Here is a 16,468-nt window from a genome sequence, read left to right on the forward strand (position 1 = left end):
TATGACTATTAATTTATATCTAGCTTCATTTGATACTTGTCATGATTGGCCTGGTAGGTGGTTTGAGATTAGTTCTTTAGAGACTACTTTGATTATGAGATTTTAGAGAGTGATAGTTGTATCTACCTTATTTCATAGAAATAAGGTAGATTTATCTGTGATTTTAAAAAAGAGTTAAAGGTTAAATTTTAAAGAGTTTTTATCTTTATTCCCATTAAGATATGGTTGTAATATATATTATTGACTTTAAAATCATCCAACAAAACTCCTTCTTTAGCAAATCCAAAATCTTTATAAATCTTGATTGCTTTCACATTATCGTGCCTTACTTTTAAATTAACTTTGTATAAAAACTCATTATTTTTAGCCCATTTCAATAAAAAATCAACCATTTGTTTTCCAATTCCTTGGCCCCAATAATCTTTCATAATCGTAATGCCTAGATCACCCACATGATCCATTCTTATTTTATCGTATCCTTTAATAGAAGCTAAACCAATTATTTGGTTATCTAATTCTGCTATTAACATGATAGAATTTTTTGAACTACTTAAATTTCTAATAGATTTTTTTATACCATTACTATCTAATGGATACTCTCCTTTTCCAAAAGTTAAAAAATCTGTTTCACCTGCTACATGGTTAACATAATGAAGAATTTTCTCTGATTCCCTTTCTAAAGGGATTCGGATGTTTAAATGTTTTATATTCATAAGAGCTCCTTTTTGAATTTTTTTAATAAATATTAATTTCCAAATTAATTATTCTCATTGATCAAATTAACCAAAACTTTAACTATTGTTTCTTTTTCTGTTGGTTTACTTTCTGCAATCATTAGAGTTATAGCTACTAGTGTATTGTCAGCTATCCGTTTACTCCCATCTTTTCTATAAAGAATCTTGTTTGCTTCCATGAAGTATATAAATATTGCCGCTGCTATTCTTTTGTTTCCATCACTAAAAGAATGATTTTTCACTACAAAATAAAGTAAGTGGGCACCTTTTTCTTCTATACTTGGATAAACCTCTTCTCCAAAGGCAGTTTGATAGATGGCTCCCAGAGACCCTCTAAAGGAATCATCTTTTTCATTTCCAAATAGATCTGTAGCAAACTCAGTTTTCATACTTTCAATTACTCTCATAGCTTCTTTATAAGTTAATATATAGGCCTCTCTCTTATGAAAACTTTTTATTTCAACACTTTGATGATCGTAAGCATCCAATAAATCCAGTGCATATGAATAGTCTGAGATTACTTTTAACAATCCTGTGGCTTCATCTATCCCAATTCTTTGGGTTTCAACAGTTCTTTTTAAAATCTCAATGGTATTCTGTAATTCAATCAATTTAACATTCTGAGCTTTTAATTTTTTCTCATTGATAGAATATCCCTGGATCAGATATTCTTTTAAAATATTAGTTGCCCATATTCTAAATTGAGTTCCTCTATTGGATTTAACTCTATATCCAACAGAAATAATTACATCTAAATTGTAAAATTTGATATTACGTTCAACATGCCTATTTCCTTCTTTTCGAACCATCCGGTAATTCCGGATAGTTGGTTCTTCTTCTAATTCCTTTTCTCTATAAATGTTTTTTATATGCTCATTTATTGTTTTTAAATTTTTCCCAAATAATTCTGCCATCTCTTTTTGACTCAGCCAGACTGTTTCCTCATTCAGATTAACTTCAAAGGACAACTTTCCATCTTCAGTTTCATACAATAAAATATTTTTAGTATTTTTCATAGTTAGTCTCCTCAAAATTAATTTTTTCTATAGATTTGTTGCCTAGCTGCATTTTTTTCAAGTTTCTCTATATTAAGATTTTTAAACTCTTCTATTTTAAATAAAAATTGTCTTCCAACATCTTTTCTCATAGTTGGAGATAATTTTTTCCATTTATATCCAATAAAAAGATCTTTAACCATAAAGATATCTCCAGGAACTAAATTTTTAGTCTCTTCCATAGCAATAGCTACAATTTCATATATTTTTAAATCATCCATCTCTTTCACTCCTAATTTTCTACATTTGATAACAACATTGTAAACAAAATAACTTGTTTTGTAAAGATGATTTTACTTTCTAACCTTGGGATTCTTATCCCTAAATATGTGTAAAAAAACAAAAAAATTATACACATCAGAAAAATATGGGTACAAGATACCCCAATTCTTTTTTCATTCCTGGCTTAATATTCCTTAGCATTGTAAAAATGAAAGTATAGGCTTTTTAACTTACTAAATGCTATCTTTATTTTTCTTGGTCACAATTATTGTTACTCTTAACTTTTCTCCTAAACCACTCAATTCAGTTACTGAAGGAAGTACATCACTATGGTCTTTAGTGGTGTCTTTTACTATATGACTAACCACTGAAAAAGCTTCTCTTAAACTAGGCACTTTTGATGCTGTTATATTTAATAATATTCTTTCAATGTTACTTATAGAGCTTTGAAGTGACAATTTTTTTAATGCTTTTTGAGTTGCTTCTAAAACTCTATTTTCCCCTTCTGCTTCTCCAAATCCTATAGTTATTATTCCGGAATTCAAGAGAGTATCTTTGATATCATCGTAGTCTAAGCCAATTAATTGTGAACTTGTTATTAAATCAGCTATTTCTCTAATAGCAATTTTAAAAAAATTATTTGAATTTTTAAAAGATTGTTTTAAAAGTTTATCATCTGATATTATTAATGCATCTACATATTCTTTGATTTTATCTACTTTAAAAATTATTTTTTTAATAAATTAAATAATTGAGTGTTAATATATATTGTTTCTTTTCCTAGCTTTTCACTTTTTAGTACTCCTATGCTTTCTAGTTCTCTAAAATATTTAGTTACAGTTTTTCTTGTGGCAAATTTTTGCTCAACTAATTTATTTCCTTTTGTATAAGTTTCTGTAAATATATATTCAATAAGCTCTTTCTTATAGATTTTAGGAAGTTTTTCTTTAACTTCTTCAATAGTTACATCTAATAGTTTTTTTATATTCTTAGCCAGCTCAAGGGTCTCTTTAGATGTTATTTCTATGGCTTTTAAAATAAATAAAACCCAATCTTCCCAATTTTCTTTTGTGGTAATTTCTTCTAAAAGTTTATAATATTGATTTTTATGCTTTATTATATAAGAACTTAAGTATAAAATTGGAGAATCTAACAAATTTTCTTTAAGTAAATATAAAATATTCAAAATTCTACCTGTTCTTCCATTTCCATCATAAAAAGGATGAATAGCTTCAAATTGATAGTGTGCTATAGCTAGTTTAATAAGTGGATCAACATCATCTTCTATATTATAGTAATCTTCTAAATTTTTCAATAAATCCCTTATTAAGTTTTCTCCTGTTGGGGGAGTGTATACGACTTCATCAGTAATAGCATTTTTCAGTGCTGTTCCAGGAATTTTCCTTATTCCACCACTATTTTTTTCTAATGCTTCTTGAATATCAATAATCATATTAGTAGTAATAAAACCTCTATCCTTTATTAATTCAACACCTTTCCATAATGCTTCTTTATAGTTTAATACTTCTTTTGTATTAACATCTATTTTTATATTTTGCATAACTTCAGCTTTATAAAGACTATCGTTTGTAGTTATTATATTTTCTATCTCTGAACTAGCCTTAGCTTCTTGCAGTGCCAGAGAACTTATTAATATTTCCTTATTTGGAATAAGTTCTGAATAGGCTTTGAGCTCTGCTAATGCTCTACTTGAGCGATTTAATTGTTTTAATATTTTTATTGTTTCTATATTCTTTATTGGAGGTAATTTTTTTAAATTATTATTAGCTTCCATCTCTACTCCTTTTGGTAAATTTATTATTTTTTTACTATTATTAATATAATATGATTAATTTTACCACAAAAAACCATATAATAGTAATTTTTATTTTTTTTTACCAAATTAAAAATTGAATTGATATTCTAATATCTTATGGATAATATAGATCAAAAAATAAAAATTTTAGGTCACAATTTATGGCTTATTTTTTATTGCGATCCTCCGAAAGATTCGGCTGGTGACCAGCTTCTGCACGACCAGGTATCCGCTTTCCTCTTTCGTCCTTATTGGAGACGGACTCGGAGGATCTCCATCCTTGGGGAGCTTACTTCATCCCCCCTCGCCGTTCCCCTCACACTCCCCTTGGCTACCCCCTCTAATCGGTAGCGTTCGTGAGGGGATACTCATATGGTGGATTCAGCTCGTTCGCTCTCGCTCGGTGTAGATAGTAGGGATAGCCCTTTCCGTGACTATCATATAAAATGAGCTCCCCTCTCTTTATTGAAAGAGAGGGGTTGGGGGAGAGTTGAGCTCTTATAGCCCCTTCCACTTTTTTACAGAACACTAGGTAGGAATGGGCTACTTGCGTCACTAGGGCCAAAAGTACAGGCACCTCATAAGCTCCCCATAGCGATTCTATGTAAGACTTCAAACCCTTCCCCACCCCTACTGGATAGAATCTCCTGTTCATCCCCACCTTGCGGGTACTCATTCCTGGCCTTTTTATCCTGCCTTATCGGATATGCCCCCTTCCCTTGTAGAGTGCGATCCATATGGGGCAACACTTTGCTGAGTCAATAAGTACAGGATTGGGGGAACCTCGACCATCTCTGCCACCCAATGACCCTCTGGTTAGAAGAACACGGAGTTCATTCCCTGAAGAAGCGATTCTCGGAGTATGGCAGGGATAAACAGTCTCGGATATCCTCTTTTATAGTTTAATTTGTAGTAGTAAACCCTTGTGGTTACCTCTAATAAAGTCTAAAAACAATCAAAAAAGAGCAGATGAATGAAGATAGCATCTACTCTTTTTCTTATTTTTTATATTCAAAACCTGTGTTTAAGGCAAGAAAGTCGCTCCGCCTTTTTTTTTGGTTCCTTTACATATTTAATAGTTATATAAATCAACTTTAGGATTCATAATTTTTACTATCCCTTGTTCTTCAATACCTTTTTTTATAGCTTTTTTTATTCTTAAAAAACTTGGGATTTTAAATAATCTTTTTTCTTCATGCAAAATTTCAGAGCTACTGCTTATAATATTTTGGTAATTTAGATTATATGGGAAACAACTTACATTTACTTCGTGCTTTTGTAGCAATTTTTTTCTTAATTTTATAGTATTAACAATTGTTCTACACAACCATTTATCAAGTTTTTTTAATTGATCTTCATCATCAATTAAAAGGTAAAAACTCATTATTCCTTTAAAAATAACCCTTTTATATTTTCCTGATAAATAATTACTAATTTTTTCTTCCGTAAGATCTCCATATAAATATCTTCTAATTTGTGTAATTGCAGTTAAATAATCTTTATCTTTATCAACCGGTATATTTTTTAAATTAAGTGTTTCTTTCTTTATAGGAAAAATTAAATTTTGGTATAAAATAGAAGTTATTCTGTCTTTAATTTTTAAAATACTATCTTCTTTTATTCCAATATATTTAGAGCTAATCTGATAGCCCAAGAACTCAATCGATTCTTTACTTTTAACGAATTCTGAAGGAATCTCTGATGAGGTTAATAAACTTATTCCTTCTGATTTTTTATAATTGATTTCCACTCCTGCTAATTTTGAAAAATCATTCATAATTTCTATTGTTTTTAAAATTTTGGTATAATCTTTAGACCAAATTAGAGTATCATCTGCAAATCTTGCAAACCTTAAACCGGCGTCTTCCAATTCTCTGTCTAATCTCCAACAGACTACATTTGCTAAAAATAAAGATAATGAAGTTCCTTGTGGAATTCCTTTATCATCATTTAAAAAAGATTTAATAATTTCTTTTTCTTCTTTAGTTATCAAAAAACCATTTTCATCTAGTTGACTTAATAAAAATGAATGATTAATAGTATCAAAAAATTTACTAAAATCAAATTCTGCTACAAAAATTCTAGAATTTTTTTTAAGTTCAATTGCTATATCTTGAATAGCAAAATGAACATTCCTATCATCCCTATAAGCATAAGAGAAAGAGCTAAATCTATGTTTATTTTTATTTAATAATCTTTTATAAAAATAATTTGAAACCGCGGCATCCGGAATTTGATAAATTGAAATTTCTCGTTTACTACCATCTTTTTTTTGTTTATAAATTTTTTCTGTGCTATTTGGTTTATACTCATTATATTTTAATTTTTTTGCTATTGATCTAGCTATTGCTTTCTTATTGGAATAAACATAAAATGGATTAAATTTTTTATCAGTTTCCCAATAAGAAGGTTTTTTTATTTCTTTTGGATCATATTGTAATAATCTATTTTGAATTCTTTTATATTCAATATTTAATGAATTATGATATTTATGATATTTATCAATATGTTTTTTAGCCTCATCTTTAATATATGCCTCAATAATTTTTTGCACAATAAATTCCCCCCATAAATAAAAAACATCCTAGTAAAAACTAAGATGTCAGGGATTTAACCAATTAAAATTATGTTTGCAAGTAATAATAAGTTTCGCAATTAATATTTCTTATGTTAAATAGGGTAAAATCCCTTCAGTCTCTAAGACCATGATTGGATTATACTTTATTAAATTAATTAAGTCAAATTTAATTATTGTCTTTCATTTTTTGACCCTCTCATTTCCATTCTAAGCCGTTTTAAATTTACTGCCTTTATGTTTTCACCTTGAAACCCCTAATTTTTATTGACTTACAATCTGATAATGACCCATAATGTCAGTCATAAGTTTTTTTTATTTTTTAGAGGAACTTTTCTTTTTTTAGGTATAAAATATTAACTTTTAAATGTTATATCCCTAAAAAAAGGCCATTTTAACTACTCTTTCCCAAAATGGCCTTTTTTTTATTTCAATTTATTCTCTTAACTTTCTAATTTTTATTAACTCACAGCCTGATAATGACCCAAAATGTCAGTCGCAATTTTCTACTTTTCACTTAAAACATCCTGTTCTAAAAGATTGGCCACATTCTTTGGCACCTCAGTCTGAGCATAGATAGTAGTTGTGGATATATCACTGTGGCCTAATAATTTCTGGATCTGATTTAACGGTAGCCCTCTTTTTAATAAAATAGTGGCATAAGTATGTCTCAAACTATGCAGATGGGTATATCCCATCTTTCTCAAACCTCTGTCAACTATTCCTCTAGGTTTTTTATATCCTCCCCTTCCAGTATCTTTTAGATCTTTGAGTCCTTTTAATATCCAGTCTGAAGTCGGAACTATCCTCTGTTTATTTCTCTTTCCAATTACCTTTATCTGCCCCTCTTCAGCTTCTACAGTTTGGATTTCACTGATCCTTAAACCGCAGGTAAGCATTAATCCTAGCCAAATTCCTTCTCTCTTCCCTTTTTCTATTAGTTCCTTAGCATGATTTTTTATCTCAATAAATTCCTTCTCACTTTTGGTTGCCGGTATTCTACTTTTATGCCCTATGATTACCAACTTATTCAATTCTATATATAGTTTTGGATAGTCACTCCTCAGATACCATTTACCTAACTGCTTTAAAGCAGACACTAATTTTCTCTTGGTATTAATATCTTTCGACATTATTCCCTTTTCTAGCTCTTCAATATTTAAGTTATAGATAGTTTTGTTATTAGATCTGGCCACTCCATCCCAAAACTTTATGGCTGACTTATAGGTTTTTAGAGTATTTTGACTATGTTCAGAAGCTCGGAGGAAAATAAAAAATTTCTCCATCTTGGGAGGTCTTCCCCTTTTTCCTTTCAAATTAATATCTTCAGGAATATATCCCTCTAAATTTTCTTGAATCTCTTGATTTCTACCTCCCTCCAAATTTAAACTTTCCCCTCGCTTTGGCCACATTTCAGATTTGTTCAATTGAGCAGAATCTGAATATTCGTGGATCGAGAGGGGAACAGAAGAGGAGAGTTTATTTTCCCCACTCCCTACTTTTTCCATCTTCCTTTTTTCTTCTTCTGCCTTCCTCTCATAAAACAATTTTCTGGCTTGTTTGTTCATTACCTGGCCCTTGTAATAGAACTCACCATTGATGATTTTTAGATCATCTTCTTCCTCTTGATTTTGGAATTTTTTAAGCATACGGAATATAGCTTCTGTAATCATTTGATTCACCCCCATATTTTCCCTTATATCCACTATTTATATATACTAAATAAATATATTTATTTCCTTTATTTTATTGAGGTGAATATTTCTTCTCTGTCCGCTGGAGTGAGTACATGGATATCTTAAAAACTAAACACTATATCTTGTGTTTAAACAAAAAGACCCAGTAAAGATAAGGTATACAACTCATCTCCTGGATCTTTTTTTCTCTGATTACTGAGCGAAGCCGAAGTATCCCTCGACCTCGGTTTCTCTAATACTGGAGAAACCATCAAAAGGAGGAGTTATTATTTAGAATTAATATTCTGCTCCCACTTTGTTGAAGCTCAACAAAATAAACAAAAATCAACTTTATTCTTTTATTTAATCCCTTTATTTTTTTAAATTTTATTTTATAAAAACAAAATATCTTGTTCATAAAAATCATCTCCAAAACGAACAAGCTTTACTGTTGTTTTTTCATCAATTAATTTTTTTATTTCATTTACAGGCTTATTTGAATAAAGTAAAAAATTTTCTTCTGTTTTTAAACTCACATAATACCCATTATATAAAAATCCCATTAAAATTTTATAGTGAAAATTAACATGTCTACAGTAAATTACAAAAATAAATACTTCATAGATAAGCATCCAAACAAAAGATAATTTATAAAATGCTGCCAGCATAGGTAATAAATATGTTCCCACATACATAACTAAATTACTTGGCTCTTCTTTTTTAATAATTTTAATCTCAATTAATTCTTCACGAGCTTCTTTAATTTTCTTTCTCAAGAATATATATCCCAGAATAATAAAACAAATTAAGGTTAAAAAAATAATTAATTCAATTTTATATTTATTTAAATAAATATTTATTTTTCCTGAAACTATTATTTTTTTTAACTTTAATACATTAAAAAGATTTGAATTATAAGAAATAAAAGATAATATGTACACAGTTCCTCTAAAAAATATAAAGTTAATAAATTTTAGGAATTTATTCATTATTTATTCACCTCATTTTTAATCTATAGTCGTTGCTAAAGTCTCTCCTACTATTTTTACTGAAGATTTATCTGCTAATAATTTATATATTTCTAACTTTCCTTTAGCGTCTAAATGTTTCATTTTAATTTGATTATTTAAATCTAACGAAACATCTAAATCTTTTTTATGCTTTTCTTTATATGCTCCTCTTAATTTATTGATACACTCATTTTTTTCTGTTGATTGCATAGTATTAAATTTTTCTATACTATGTTCTTTAATTCCTCTAACTAAAAACCTTTTTTGTTCTGATGCATTTATTTGGTCTATTTCTTCATCAATAACATTTTCAATTACATCTTTCAATGTATTTATTTGATTATCATAAAAGTCATTAAAATCAAATATTTTTTCTACTTTATGACTTAACATTAAAAAACTATCTTTAAACAAAATTGCAACTGGATGAAAATCTAATATAAATATTTTTTCACTTTTTTCTTTTAAAATTATCTCTTCACCCATAAGCCTTACAAAAGGATTTCTAACTTTTAAAAGGGAATTATATTTATAATCCACAAAAAAAGTAATAATTTCTTTCGTTGAAAGCACTATTCTTATTATTAATAATGAAATATGATCAGAATCAAAATTTTTATAACCAAGAACTTTACCAGTTGTTGTAAAACATTCTTGAATATCTTGTAAAACTTTAATATCTTTTAAATCGTCTTTATATAACGTAATAACTTTTCCCTTCTCTTTGTTAACATCATAATTCTTATGTTCTTTGGTTTTTAGTTTATCTAATTCTTCTATAATTGTTTTTTTTATATTTTTTTCTTCATCAGTTTCTGAAGTTCCGAAAGATATTTTCTTTAAAAAATAAAGGTTAATTCCATTCAATTTTTCTTCTTCAGATAATTCCTCTTTTTCTTTTTTTAAATCAGCTCTAGATTTTTTCACTCCTAAATAGACATTTACTGATTCGATAGAAAAGTCCTTTTTGTTTAAATATTCTATTAATTCCATACTTCTCTCCCCCTTAATTTTCTTACCTACACAAACATCCCTTGCAATAATCCTTTCTTAAACTCCTTCATTCTTTCTACCTCTGCCCCTACCTTCTCAATCTTCTCATCCACAGAAGATAAAAAATCAGAGATTTTTTGTTGTTCTTCAAGGCAAGGGAGATTAAGCTTCAATGATTGTAATTGAGAGTTATAAATATGAATTACTGAGATTCCTTGAGCTAAACTTGCAATAGCATGCTTTTTCGCACTATTCATATAATAAGCCATAAATACACCATTTTCATTTGTTTTAATTATGTTTATATCTCCACCTATTGCTATACCTTCTTTCATAATACAAGAAGCAGTAGCTAAATCTATCGCAGTTTCCCCAGAAGCAGGAATAAGTATATCTCCTATTCCACTCAATACAAGTTGTTCTTTAGTAAGTTCAGTCTTAGAGACAACATCAGAAATAGTTTCGCTATATCTTGTATATAATTCTCCATATCTAATACATTCTAAACCTATTTCTGAAACGTCAGCTTTAGAGATGTTTTTACCTTTAGAGAATTTTGAGATCTCTCCTAACTTTTTCTCCTCCCAATCAGGATAACTCTCACCATACTTCTCAACATCTTCAGGAGATGTAGGTTTGAAACGATAATTATTAGTTATTAATTCATAATTATTAATTGAATTTTTCCCAGCGGAAAAAATTCCTTGCATTATCCCTTTCTTATATTCCTCAAGTTTTTTCTTTCTACCCTCTAATTTCTGAATTTTTTCATCCACTAATGAAAGGAATAAGGCTATTTTTTCTTGTTCTTCAAGGCAAGGAGTGCTTAATTCTACTTTTAAAAGGTCTTTTGTATATATTGCTGCAACACTTGTAGTACCTGTAGCTATTGATCTTAATTTTTTTATTCCTTCAAAAGAGTTTAAACGATAATTCATAAATCTATTATTACTATATCTCATTAACATTAAATTTGAATTATAAAAAGCTTTTGATAATTCACTTCTCCAAATTGCGACTTTTCCAACAAGGTCTAAAGTATTTCTAGTATTAAAAAAAATATCATCTTTTTTTATTAAATCAATATTTTCAATATTCTCACCTTCAACAATATATTCAATTTTATTTAACTTTATTTTTCCTCTATCTAAATTACCCATTTTGATAAGAGGATAATCTGTAGGAACTTCACTATTTTTATAATTCCCTCCTAATCTATATTCAATCAATAATTCTCCTAACTTATTTTCTTCCCAATCACCACTAAATTCTTTAAACCTTAATTCTGGTTGTAATTTCGTCATCATTACCACCTTAAACCATTGGAGCTTTTATTCCAAGCTCTTCACAATATTTCTTGATCTCTTCGTCTATAGCCTTCATATCTTCATCTATCTTTATTATCTCATCTGCTACTTTTTCTAGGTCTACTTTTTCTTCCTCTTCAAAAGTATCTACATATCTAGGTATATTTAAGTTATAGTCATTTTCTGCTATCTCTTCCATTGTTGCCCTGTGGGAGAATTTTTCTATCTCTTCCCTGTTTTTATATGTTTCCACTATCTTAGTTATATCTGAATCTCTTAGGATATTTTGATTTTTTTGCTTCTCAAAATTCTTACTTGCATCTATAAATAAAATATCATCATTTTCCCTGCATTTTTTAAAGATTAATATACAAGTTGGAATAGATGTACCATAAAATATATTAGCAGGAAGTCCTATTACTGCGTCTAAGTAGTTTTTCTTCTCTATCAGGTACTTTCTTATAACTCCTTCTGCTGCTCCTCTAAATAACACTCCATGAGGTAGTACAGTTGCCATAGTTCCATTATCATCTAGTTGATAGATCATATGTTGTACAAATGCAAAGTCAGCCTTAGTTTTAGGAGCTAATTTCCCATATTGAGCAAATCTGTCATCTGCTAATTTTATATCATTTGCATCCCATTTAGCAGAAAATGGTGGATTCGCCACTACAGCCTCAAATTTCTTGTCTATATGCTGTGGGTTTTCTAGGGTATCTTCTAATTTTATATTAAAATTATCATACTTTACATCATGTAATATCATATTCATACGAGCCAAATTATATGTTGTTCTATTCATCTCCTGCCCGTAAAATTCAGTTACTTCAGTTTCCTTTGCTACACGAAGTAATAGTGATCCTGAACCACAAGTAGGATCATATACAGATTTAACCCTATCTTTTCCTTGTGTTACTAACTTTGCCAATATCTTAGAGACCTGCTGAGGTGTATAAAATTCCCCCGCCTTCTTTCCCGCACCACTTGCAAATTGAGAAATTAAATATTCATAGGCATTCCCTAATACATCTATCTGACTATCTTCCAATTTAAAATCAATCTCATTTAGATGACCTAAAACTTTAGATATCAATTCATTTCTTTTTCCTGCCGTTGCTCCTAATTTTGTAGATCCTAGATTAATCTCTTCAAATAATCCACCAAAATCATCCTCACTGTCATGTCCAGTAGTTGATTTTTCAATATAGCTGAATGAATGACTCAGGTCATCTAATATAAATTTACCTACCTTCCCATGTTTTGCCAGAGTTTTAAATAAATATTTTGGTTCTACATAGTATCCAAGGTTTTCAATACATTCCTCTTGCAGAGCTTCTATCAGCTCTTGATCTTCTACATTCTCAAATTCTACTCCATCTTCTTTTAATATCTCGTTTGTAAATAACTCTATTTTTTCAGATAGATATTTATAAAATATAAACCCTAATATATAATCACGAAATTCATCTGCTCCCATTTGACCTCTAAGTTCATTGGCTATTGCCCATAATTTTTTTTCCAATACTGATTGTTGTTCTTCTCCCATATCTCTATTCCTCCATATTTTCTATATCTTCTTTAAAACATTCTATTTTGCTAGGTAAATTAAAATTCTTTTCTCTTGCTATCTCTATAAATTTTTCTTTTTTAGTAGCATTACTTTCAAAATATTCATTTAATGAATCTCTTAAATGCCATGCATTTTGACTTTGATTAAATTCTCTACAAATATTTTTAACCGCAACTTCTTGTAATCCGAATGTCTCTATATAACACAAAATCATATCTTTATGATTATTTGCCCAATTAAAATCATTTATTTTATCAAAAGCATTCGCTCCAAAATATTCAAAAAATCCATATTCTTTTAAACACTCAAAATTATCTTTATTAATTACACTATAACAATTATTTAATAATTTTAATAAAAATTCATCTTTTTCTTGTTCTCTAATAGCTCCTCTTTTTATTAAATAACAAATTAAATTTAAATCACTTTCATAGTAAGTATTTAGTTTTTCATACCAAAAATTTCTAATATCTGATTTTGAAAGATCAAAATGATTCAGTAATTCAGGGTATTTTTTTATTATTTCAAATTTCAAATCCTCTTTATTTAATTTTATCCAACCTATAATTTCATTATTTATTATGTCATCATTTTTGGTTATAATTTTATAAATTATTTCATCTATATTAGAAATAAAATTATTTTCAAATTCTTCAAACATTTTCCTAATGAAATCCTTTGTAGTTCTTCCTTCTAATATTCTTACACATTCGTCAATTAAATTATCATATGGTGTTCCTGGTATTGTTTTAGAATTATCAAAATGAATTTTAAACTTATTCAATAAATCTTCCACATTTCCGTTTATACTTAACTTTTCAAAATTAGACCTTATAAATAACCAAAATGCCTCAATATGAGAGTAACTGATTTTATTTTCTTTAAAATGTGCACAGTCATTTCTTCTGTCTTTCCAATAATATAATTGTGTTTTTATTCCTTCTGTAATATCAAAAATAGGTTTCTTGTCCTTTGATAATACCAAAATTTCAGAAAGCCTTTTTTCCCATTCCTCTTCATTATTTATTTTATTTATAATTTTACTTTGCCATTCACCTTGAGCATAATTTTCAGGTCTATTAGAATTCATTATTTTATATCGAACACTTTCCATAAAACCTAAATAACTCATTAAATATGAAGCCCTATAAGCTCCTGCCTTGTAACATACAATACTTTCATTATAAAGTTCTTTTGCATCTCTCGATTTTACTACTGTTTCTATATATTTTTCAAATTCTAATTTCAATTCTCCATCCCCCATTTATTCCAACCATTTTTTACCCTATTACTTCCCTCTTATATACCTCAAATAATTCTGTCTGCTTCTCCATCAATTGAGATTTTTTCATCAATAGATCCCAAAACTTCCTGAGTTTAATTTGTTCATCTAAAAGAGGAAATTTAACTTCTAACTCCTTTAAAGTACTTAACTTCAATATGTTTATACTTCCACCTTCTAACATCTTTTTATATTGATGTTTTATTTTTTTACTGTTTAATAGGTGGGCTAAATACCCTGGATCTATTCTCTTTTCTTTTACTCTGACTACTCCAAAATATTGAGATATTACCAGCCCTGTGTTTTCTTCATCGATTAAGACCACATCATTTGGCTCAGCTAATTTTAACAAAATATCTCCTTTTTTCGTAAAATATTGATCTCCTATTTCTTTTTTTAATATTCCTTCCAATAAGTTTTCAGATTTTATGGTAAAATTACTTATACTTCTGAGGTTGAAATACTTTATTTTATAATTACCATCAAGATCCAAATACCTATTAATCGGTATTCCATTTTTTATCTCACAAAAATTTTCTAACTTCATACCCACCTCCAAATTGTTATTTATGACAAATAACGTTACAAGAGTATTGTACACCTTATAAATTTTAAAAGCAATCTTTTTTTGTACTTTATTATAAATAACAAAAAAATAACAAAAATTTGATTTTACATTATAAATACTGTATAATCTGAATATAAGAGGTGAGTTGTATAACTCATAAACTTACTTATCAGTGTTAACCGACACTGTGACATCTGAAATTATAGTTAGCTTAAGGCTAACCGTTGGCAAGCAACAGAAAAACTTGTGTATTTTGTTATAATTTATTTTATAACAGTTGGCAGACAACTATATAAATCGGTATAAAAAAAACTCTTTATAGAGTTTTTTTTATTGGTTTTTTTATTAGGGGGATCAATGAAAAAAGAAGATGCTTTAGAGATTATACTAAATAGTTTTAATATTTATAAAAAAGAATATGTTAATAAAGAAGTTTTATTTGTATATGAAAATAACACAGGAGATATAAAAGGATTTGAAAGTAAATTTAAAATGGGTAATTTTAAACATTTAACAGGTGTTGAATCTAAACATGAAGGTGAAAATTTCTATAAAAAATTAGATAGAAACCAATTATCCATAAATGATTTTGAGTATAACTATGAAGGAACTACCATAAAAAAATTAAATGTTATAAACAATTTGCGTGATTTGATCTACAAACCTTATATTATAGGTCCTGCAAAACATGACCTTTTAAGTATAAATTCAAGTAAAATAGATATAGTTACAGGTAATTCTAAAAAATTAACTGTAGGTTTTAATCTTTTTACTTCTGCACCAATAACTTTATTAAATAAAGATATAAAAGATTCGACTATTACTTCTTATCCTATTTTATTTACCTTAAGAAAAAATATTTCAAGTCAAAAATATGAAAATATTTTATTTTGGAAAAATAATATCTCAAAAAAAAGATTAAGAAAAATAGAAAAACAATATCAAGTTAAAATAGATTTTAAAAAATCATTTGATAATTGGGAATTTTAAAATAAAGAGCCCCTTTACTATTATGTATATACAATAGTAAAGGGGCTTTAAAAAATTATAGATTTTTAAAATTCAAACCTCTTCATAAATTCTAATACCATTTCTATTACTTTCTTTCTTTTTTTTGTTCTTGGCAGCAGAGTTAATTTTTCTTTAAAAGCTTCTTCTACCCTCTTAGCAGTTTGAGTTTTAGGTTTTTTTACATCTTCGTATTCATATTCATCTATAAATTCTATTATTTTTTCTGGATATAAATTTTCTTCTTCCATCATGCTATTAAACTCTTCTTTTTTCTTCTTACCTATAAATTTTTCTAGCTCTTCCTCTAATTCATCTTCATCTGTTACATATAGCAATTGATTTTCAATAAATTCTTCTATTAAATCTTTTTTATTTCTCAGGTTTGGATCTCCAGCCATAGTCATAAGAATACTTTTTTTATCCTTTTCAAACCCTTTAGAATTAGGCTTTAATCTTTTTAATAACATTATGATATAGTGAACATTTATTTCATCCCTTACTAATAGCTCTATCTCAAAATCAATATCATCTAAAACAGAAATTTTTTCTTTTCCACCACTAGTTTTTTTTATCTCATTGTACATATCAATATACTTACTTTGATAGCCTGTATACTCATATTCATCTATATCCAGATCCTCTAATTTAA

15 protein-coding genes are annotated in these 16,468 nt (G+C 28.0%); 1 reads left to right on the forward strand and 14 read right to left on the reverse strand.

The genetic code is table 11. From position 1 onward, the window contains the following. Nucleotides 1-188 precede the first annotated feature (188 nt). From WBG30_RS09090 to WBG30_RS09150, 13 genes are all read right to left on the reverse strand, one after another. Nucleotides 189-713, reverse strand: coding sequence for a GNAT family N-acetyltransferase (locus WBG30_RS09090; protein WP_424504336.1), 525 nt, complete (start codon nt 711-713; stop codon nt 189-191). 44 nt (nt 714-757) lie between these two features. Then, nucleotides 758-1,750 carry a RhuM family protein gene (gene rhuM / locus WBG30_RS09095; RefSeq protein ID WP_424504337.1) on the reverse strand — a complete coding sequence of 331 codons (993 nt, stop codon included), beginning with the start codon at nt 1,748-1,750 and terminating at the stop codon, nt 758-760. Between the two features lie 17 nt (nt 1,751-1,767). Beyond that, nucleotides 1,768-2,010 carry a DUF1413 domain-containing protein gene (locus WBG30_RS09100; RefSeq protein ID WP_424504338.1) on the reverse strand — a complete coding sequence of 81 codons (243 nt, stop codon included), beginning with the start codon at nt 2,008-2,010 and terminating at the stop codon, nt 1,768-1,770. Between the two features lie 234 nt (nt 2,011-2,244). Next, nucleotides 2,245-2,556 carry a hypothetical protein gene (locus tag WBG30_RS09105; RefSeq protein WP_424504339.1) on the reverse strand — a complete coding sequence of 104 codons (312 nt, stop codon included), beginning with the start codon at nt 2,554-2,556 and terminating at the stop codon, nt 2,245-2,247. A gap of 182 nt (nt 2,557-2,738) precedes the next feature. Continuing rightward, nucleotides 2,739-3,806: a Fic family protein gene (locus WBG30_RS09110; RefSeq protein ID WP_424504340.1), complete on the reverse strand. Its 1,068-nt coding sequence runs from the start codon at nt 3,804-3,806 to the stop codon at nt 2,739-2,741. Between the two features lie 1,093 nt (nt 3,807-4,899). Continuing rightward, nucleotides 4,900-6,381, reverse strand: a complete 1,482-nt coding sequence (locus tag WBG30_RS09115) for a reverse transcriptase domain-containing protein (protein WP_424504341.1) — start codon at nt 6,379-6,381, stop codon at nt 4,900-4,902. Between the two features lie 527 nt (nt 6,382-6,908). Beyond that, nucleotides 6,909-8,075, reverse strand: coding sequence for a tyrosine-type recombinase/integrase (locus WBG30_RS09120; protein WP_424504342.1), 1,167 nt, complete (start codon nt 8,073-8,075; stop codon nt 6,909-6,911). Nucleotides 8,076-8,470: 395 nt separating this feature from the next. Continuing rightward, entirely contained in the window at nt 8,471-8,854 is a 384-nt protein-coding gene (locus WBG30_RS09125) for a hypothetical protein (protein ID WP_424504343.1), read from the reverse strand. Between the two features lie 231 nt (nt 8,855-9,085). Beyond that, on the reverse strand, nt 9,086-10,081 hold the full coding sequence (locus tag WBG30_RS09130; RefSeq protein ID WP_424504344.1) for a hypothetical protein: 996 nt from the start codon (nt 10,079-10,081) through the stop codon (nt 9,086-9,088). A 26-nt stretch (nt 10,082-10,107) separates the two neighbouring features. Then, the gene (locus WBG30_RS09135) at nt 10,108-11,385 is read right to left on the reverse strand and encodes a restriction endonuclease subunit S (protein ID WP_424504345.1); all 1,278 of its coding nucleotides are present in this window, start codon (nt 11,383-11,385) and stop codon (nt 10,108-10,110) included. Nucleotides 11,386-11,395: 10 nt separating this feature from the next. Continuing rightward, nucleotides 11,396-12,934: a type I restriction-modification system subunit M gene (locus WBG30_RS09140; RefSeq protein WP_424504346.1), complete on the reverse strand. Its 1,539-nt coding sequence runs from the start codon at nt 12,932-12,934 to the stop codon at nt 11,396-11,398. A gap of 4 nt (nt 12,935-12,938) precedes the next feature. Next, nucleotides 12,939-14,207: a hypothetical protein gene (locus WBG30_RS09145; RefSeq protein ID WP_424504347.1), complete on the reverse strand. Its 1,269-nt coding sequence runs from the start codon at nt 14,205-14,207 to the stop codon at nt 12,939-12,941. A 31-nt stretch (nt 14,208-14,238) separates the two neighbouring features. Then, the gene (locus WBG30_RS09150; RefSeq protein WP_424504348.1) at nt 14,239-14,787 is read right to left on the reverse strand and encodes a restriction endonuclease subunit S; all 549 of its coding nucleotides are present in this window, start codon (nt 14,785-14,787) and stop codon (nt 14,239-14,241) included. Nucleotides 14,788-15,165: 378 nt separating this feature from the next. Here WBG30_RS09150 and WBG30_RS09155 point away from each other — a divergent pair, with 378 nt between their 5' ends. Next, on the forward strand, nt 15,166-15,798 hold the full coding sequence (locus WBG30_RS09155) for a PBECR4 domain-containing protein (RefSeq protein WP_424504349.1): 633 nt from the start codon (nt 15,166-15,168) through the stop codon (nt 15,796-15,798). A 65-nt stretch (nt 15,799-15,863) separates the two neighbouring features. Here WBG30_RS09155 and WBG30_RS09160 read toward each other — a convergent pair. Continuing rightward, nucleotides 15,864-16,468: type I restriction endonuclease subunit R, EcoR124 family (locus WBG30_RS09160; protein WP_424504350.1), on the reverse strand; the 605-nt coding region annotated here is incomplete at its 5' end.

The sequence above is a fragment of the Psychrilyobacter sp. genome (genome assembly GCF_049671765.1).
Taxonomy (GTDB): Bacteria; Fusobacteriota; Fusobacteriia; order Fusobacteriales; family Fusobacteriaceae; genus Psychrilyobacter.

Excerpts from the sequence above, each read along its gene's own strand:
- WBG30_RS09090 (WP_424504336.1), bottom strand. The coding sequence starts at position 713 with ATGAATATAAAACATTTAAACATCCGAATCCCTTTAGAAAGGGAATCA.
- rhuM (WP_424504337.1), bottom strand. The coding sequence starts at position 1,750 with ATGAAAAATACTAAAAATATTTTATTGTATGAAACTGAAGATGGAAAG.
- WBG30_RS09100 (WP_424504338.1), bottom strand. The coding sequence starts at position 2,010 with ATGGATGATTTAAAAATATATGAAATTGTAGCTATTGCTATGGAAGAG.
- WBG30_RS09110 (WP_424504340.1), bottom strand. The coding sequence starts at position 3,806 with ATGGAAGCTAATAATAATTTAAAAAAATTACCTCCAATAAAGAATATA.
- WBG30_RS09120 (WP_424504342.1), bottom strand. The coding sequence starts at position 8,075 with ATGATTACAGAAGCTATATTCCGTATGCTTAAAAAATTCCAAAATCAA.
- WBG30_RS09130 (WP_424504344.1), bottom strand. The coding sequence starts at position 10,081 with ATGGAATTAATAGAATATTTAAACAAAAAGGACTTTTCTATCGAATCA.
- WBG30_RS09135 (WP_424504345.1), bottom strand. The coding sequence starts at position 11,385 with ATGACGAAATTACAACCAGAATTAAGGTTTAAAGAATTTAGTGGTGAT.
- WBG30_RS09140 (WP_424504346.1), bottom strand. The coding sequence starts at position 12,934 with ATGGGAGAAGAACAACAATCAGTATTGGAAAAAAAATTATGGGCAATA.
- WBG30_RS09150 (WP_424504348.1), bottom strand. The coding sequence starts at position 14,787 with ATGAAGTTAGAAAATTTTTGTGAGATAAAAAATGGAATACCGATTAAT.
- WBG30_RS09155 (WP_424504349.1), top strand. The coding sequence starts at position 15,166 with ATGAAAAAAGAAGATGCTTTAGAGATTATACTAAATAGTTTTAATATT.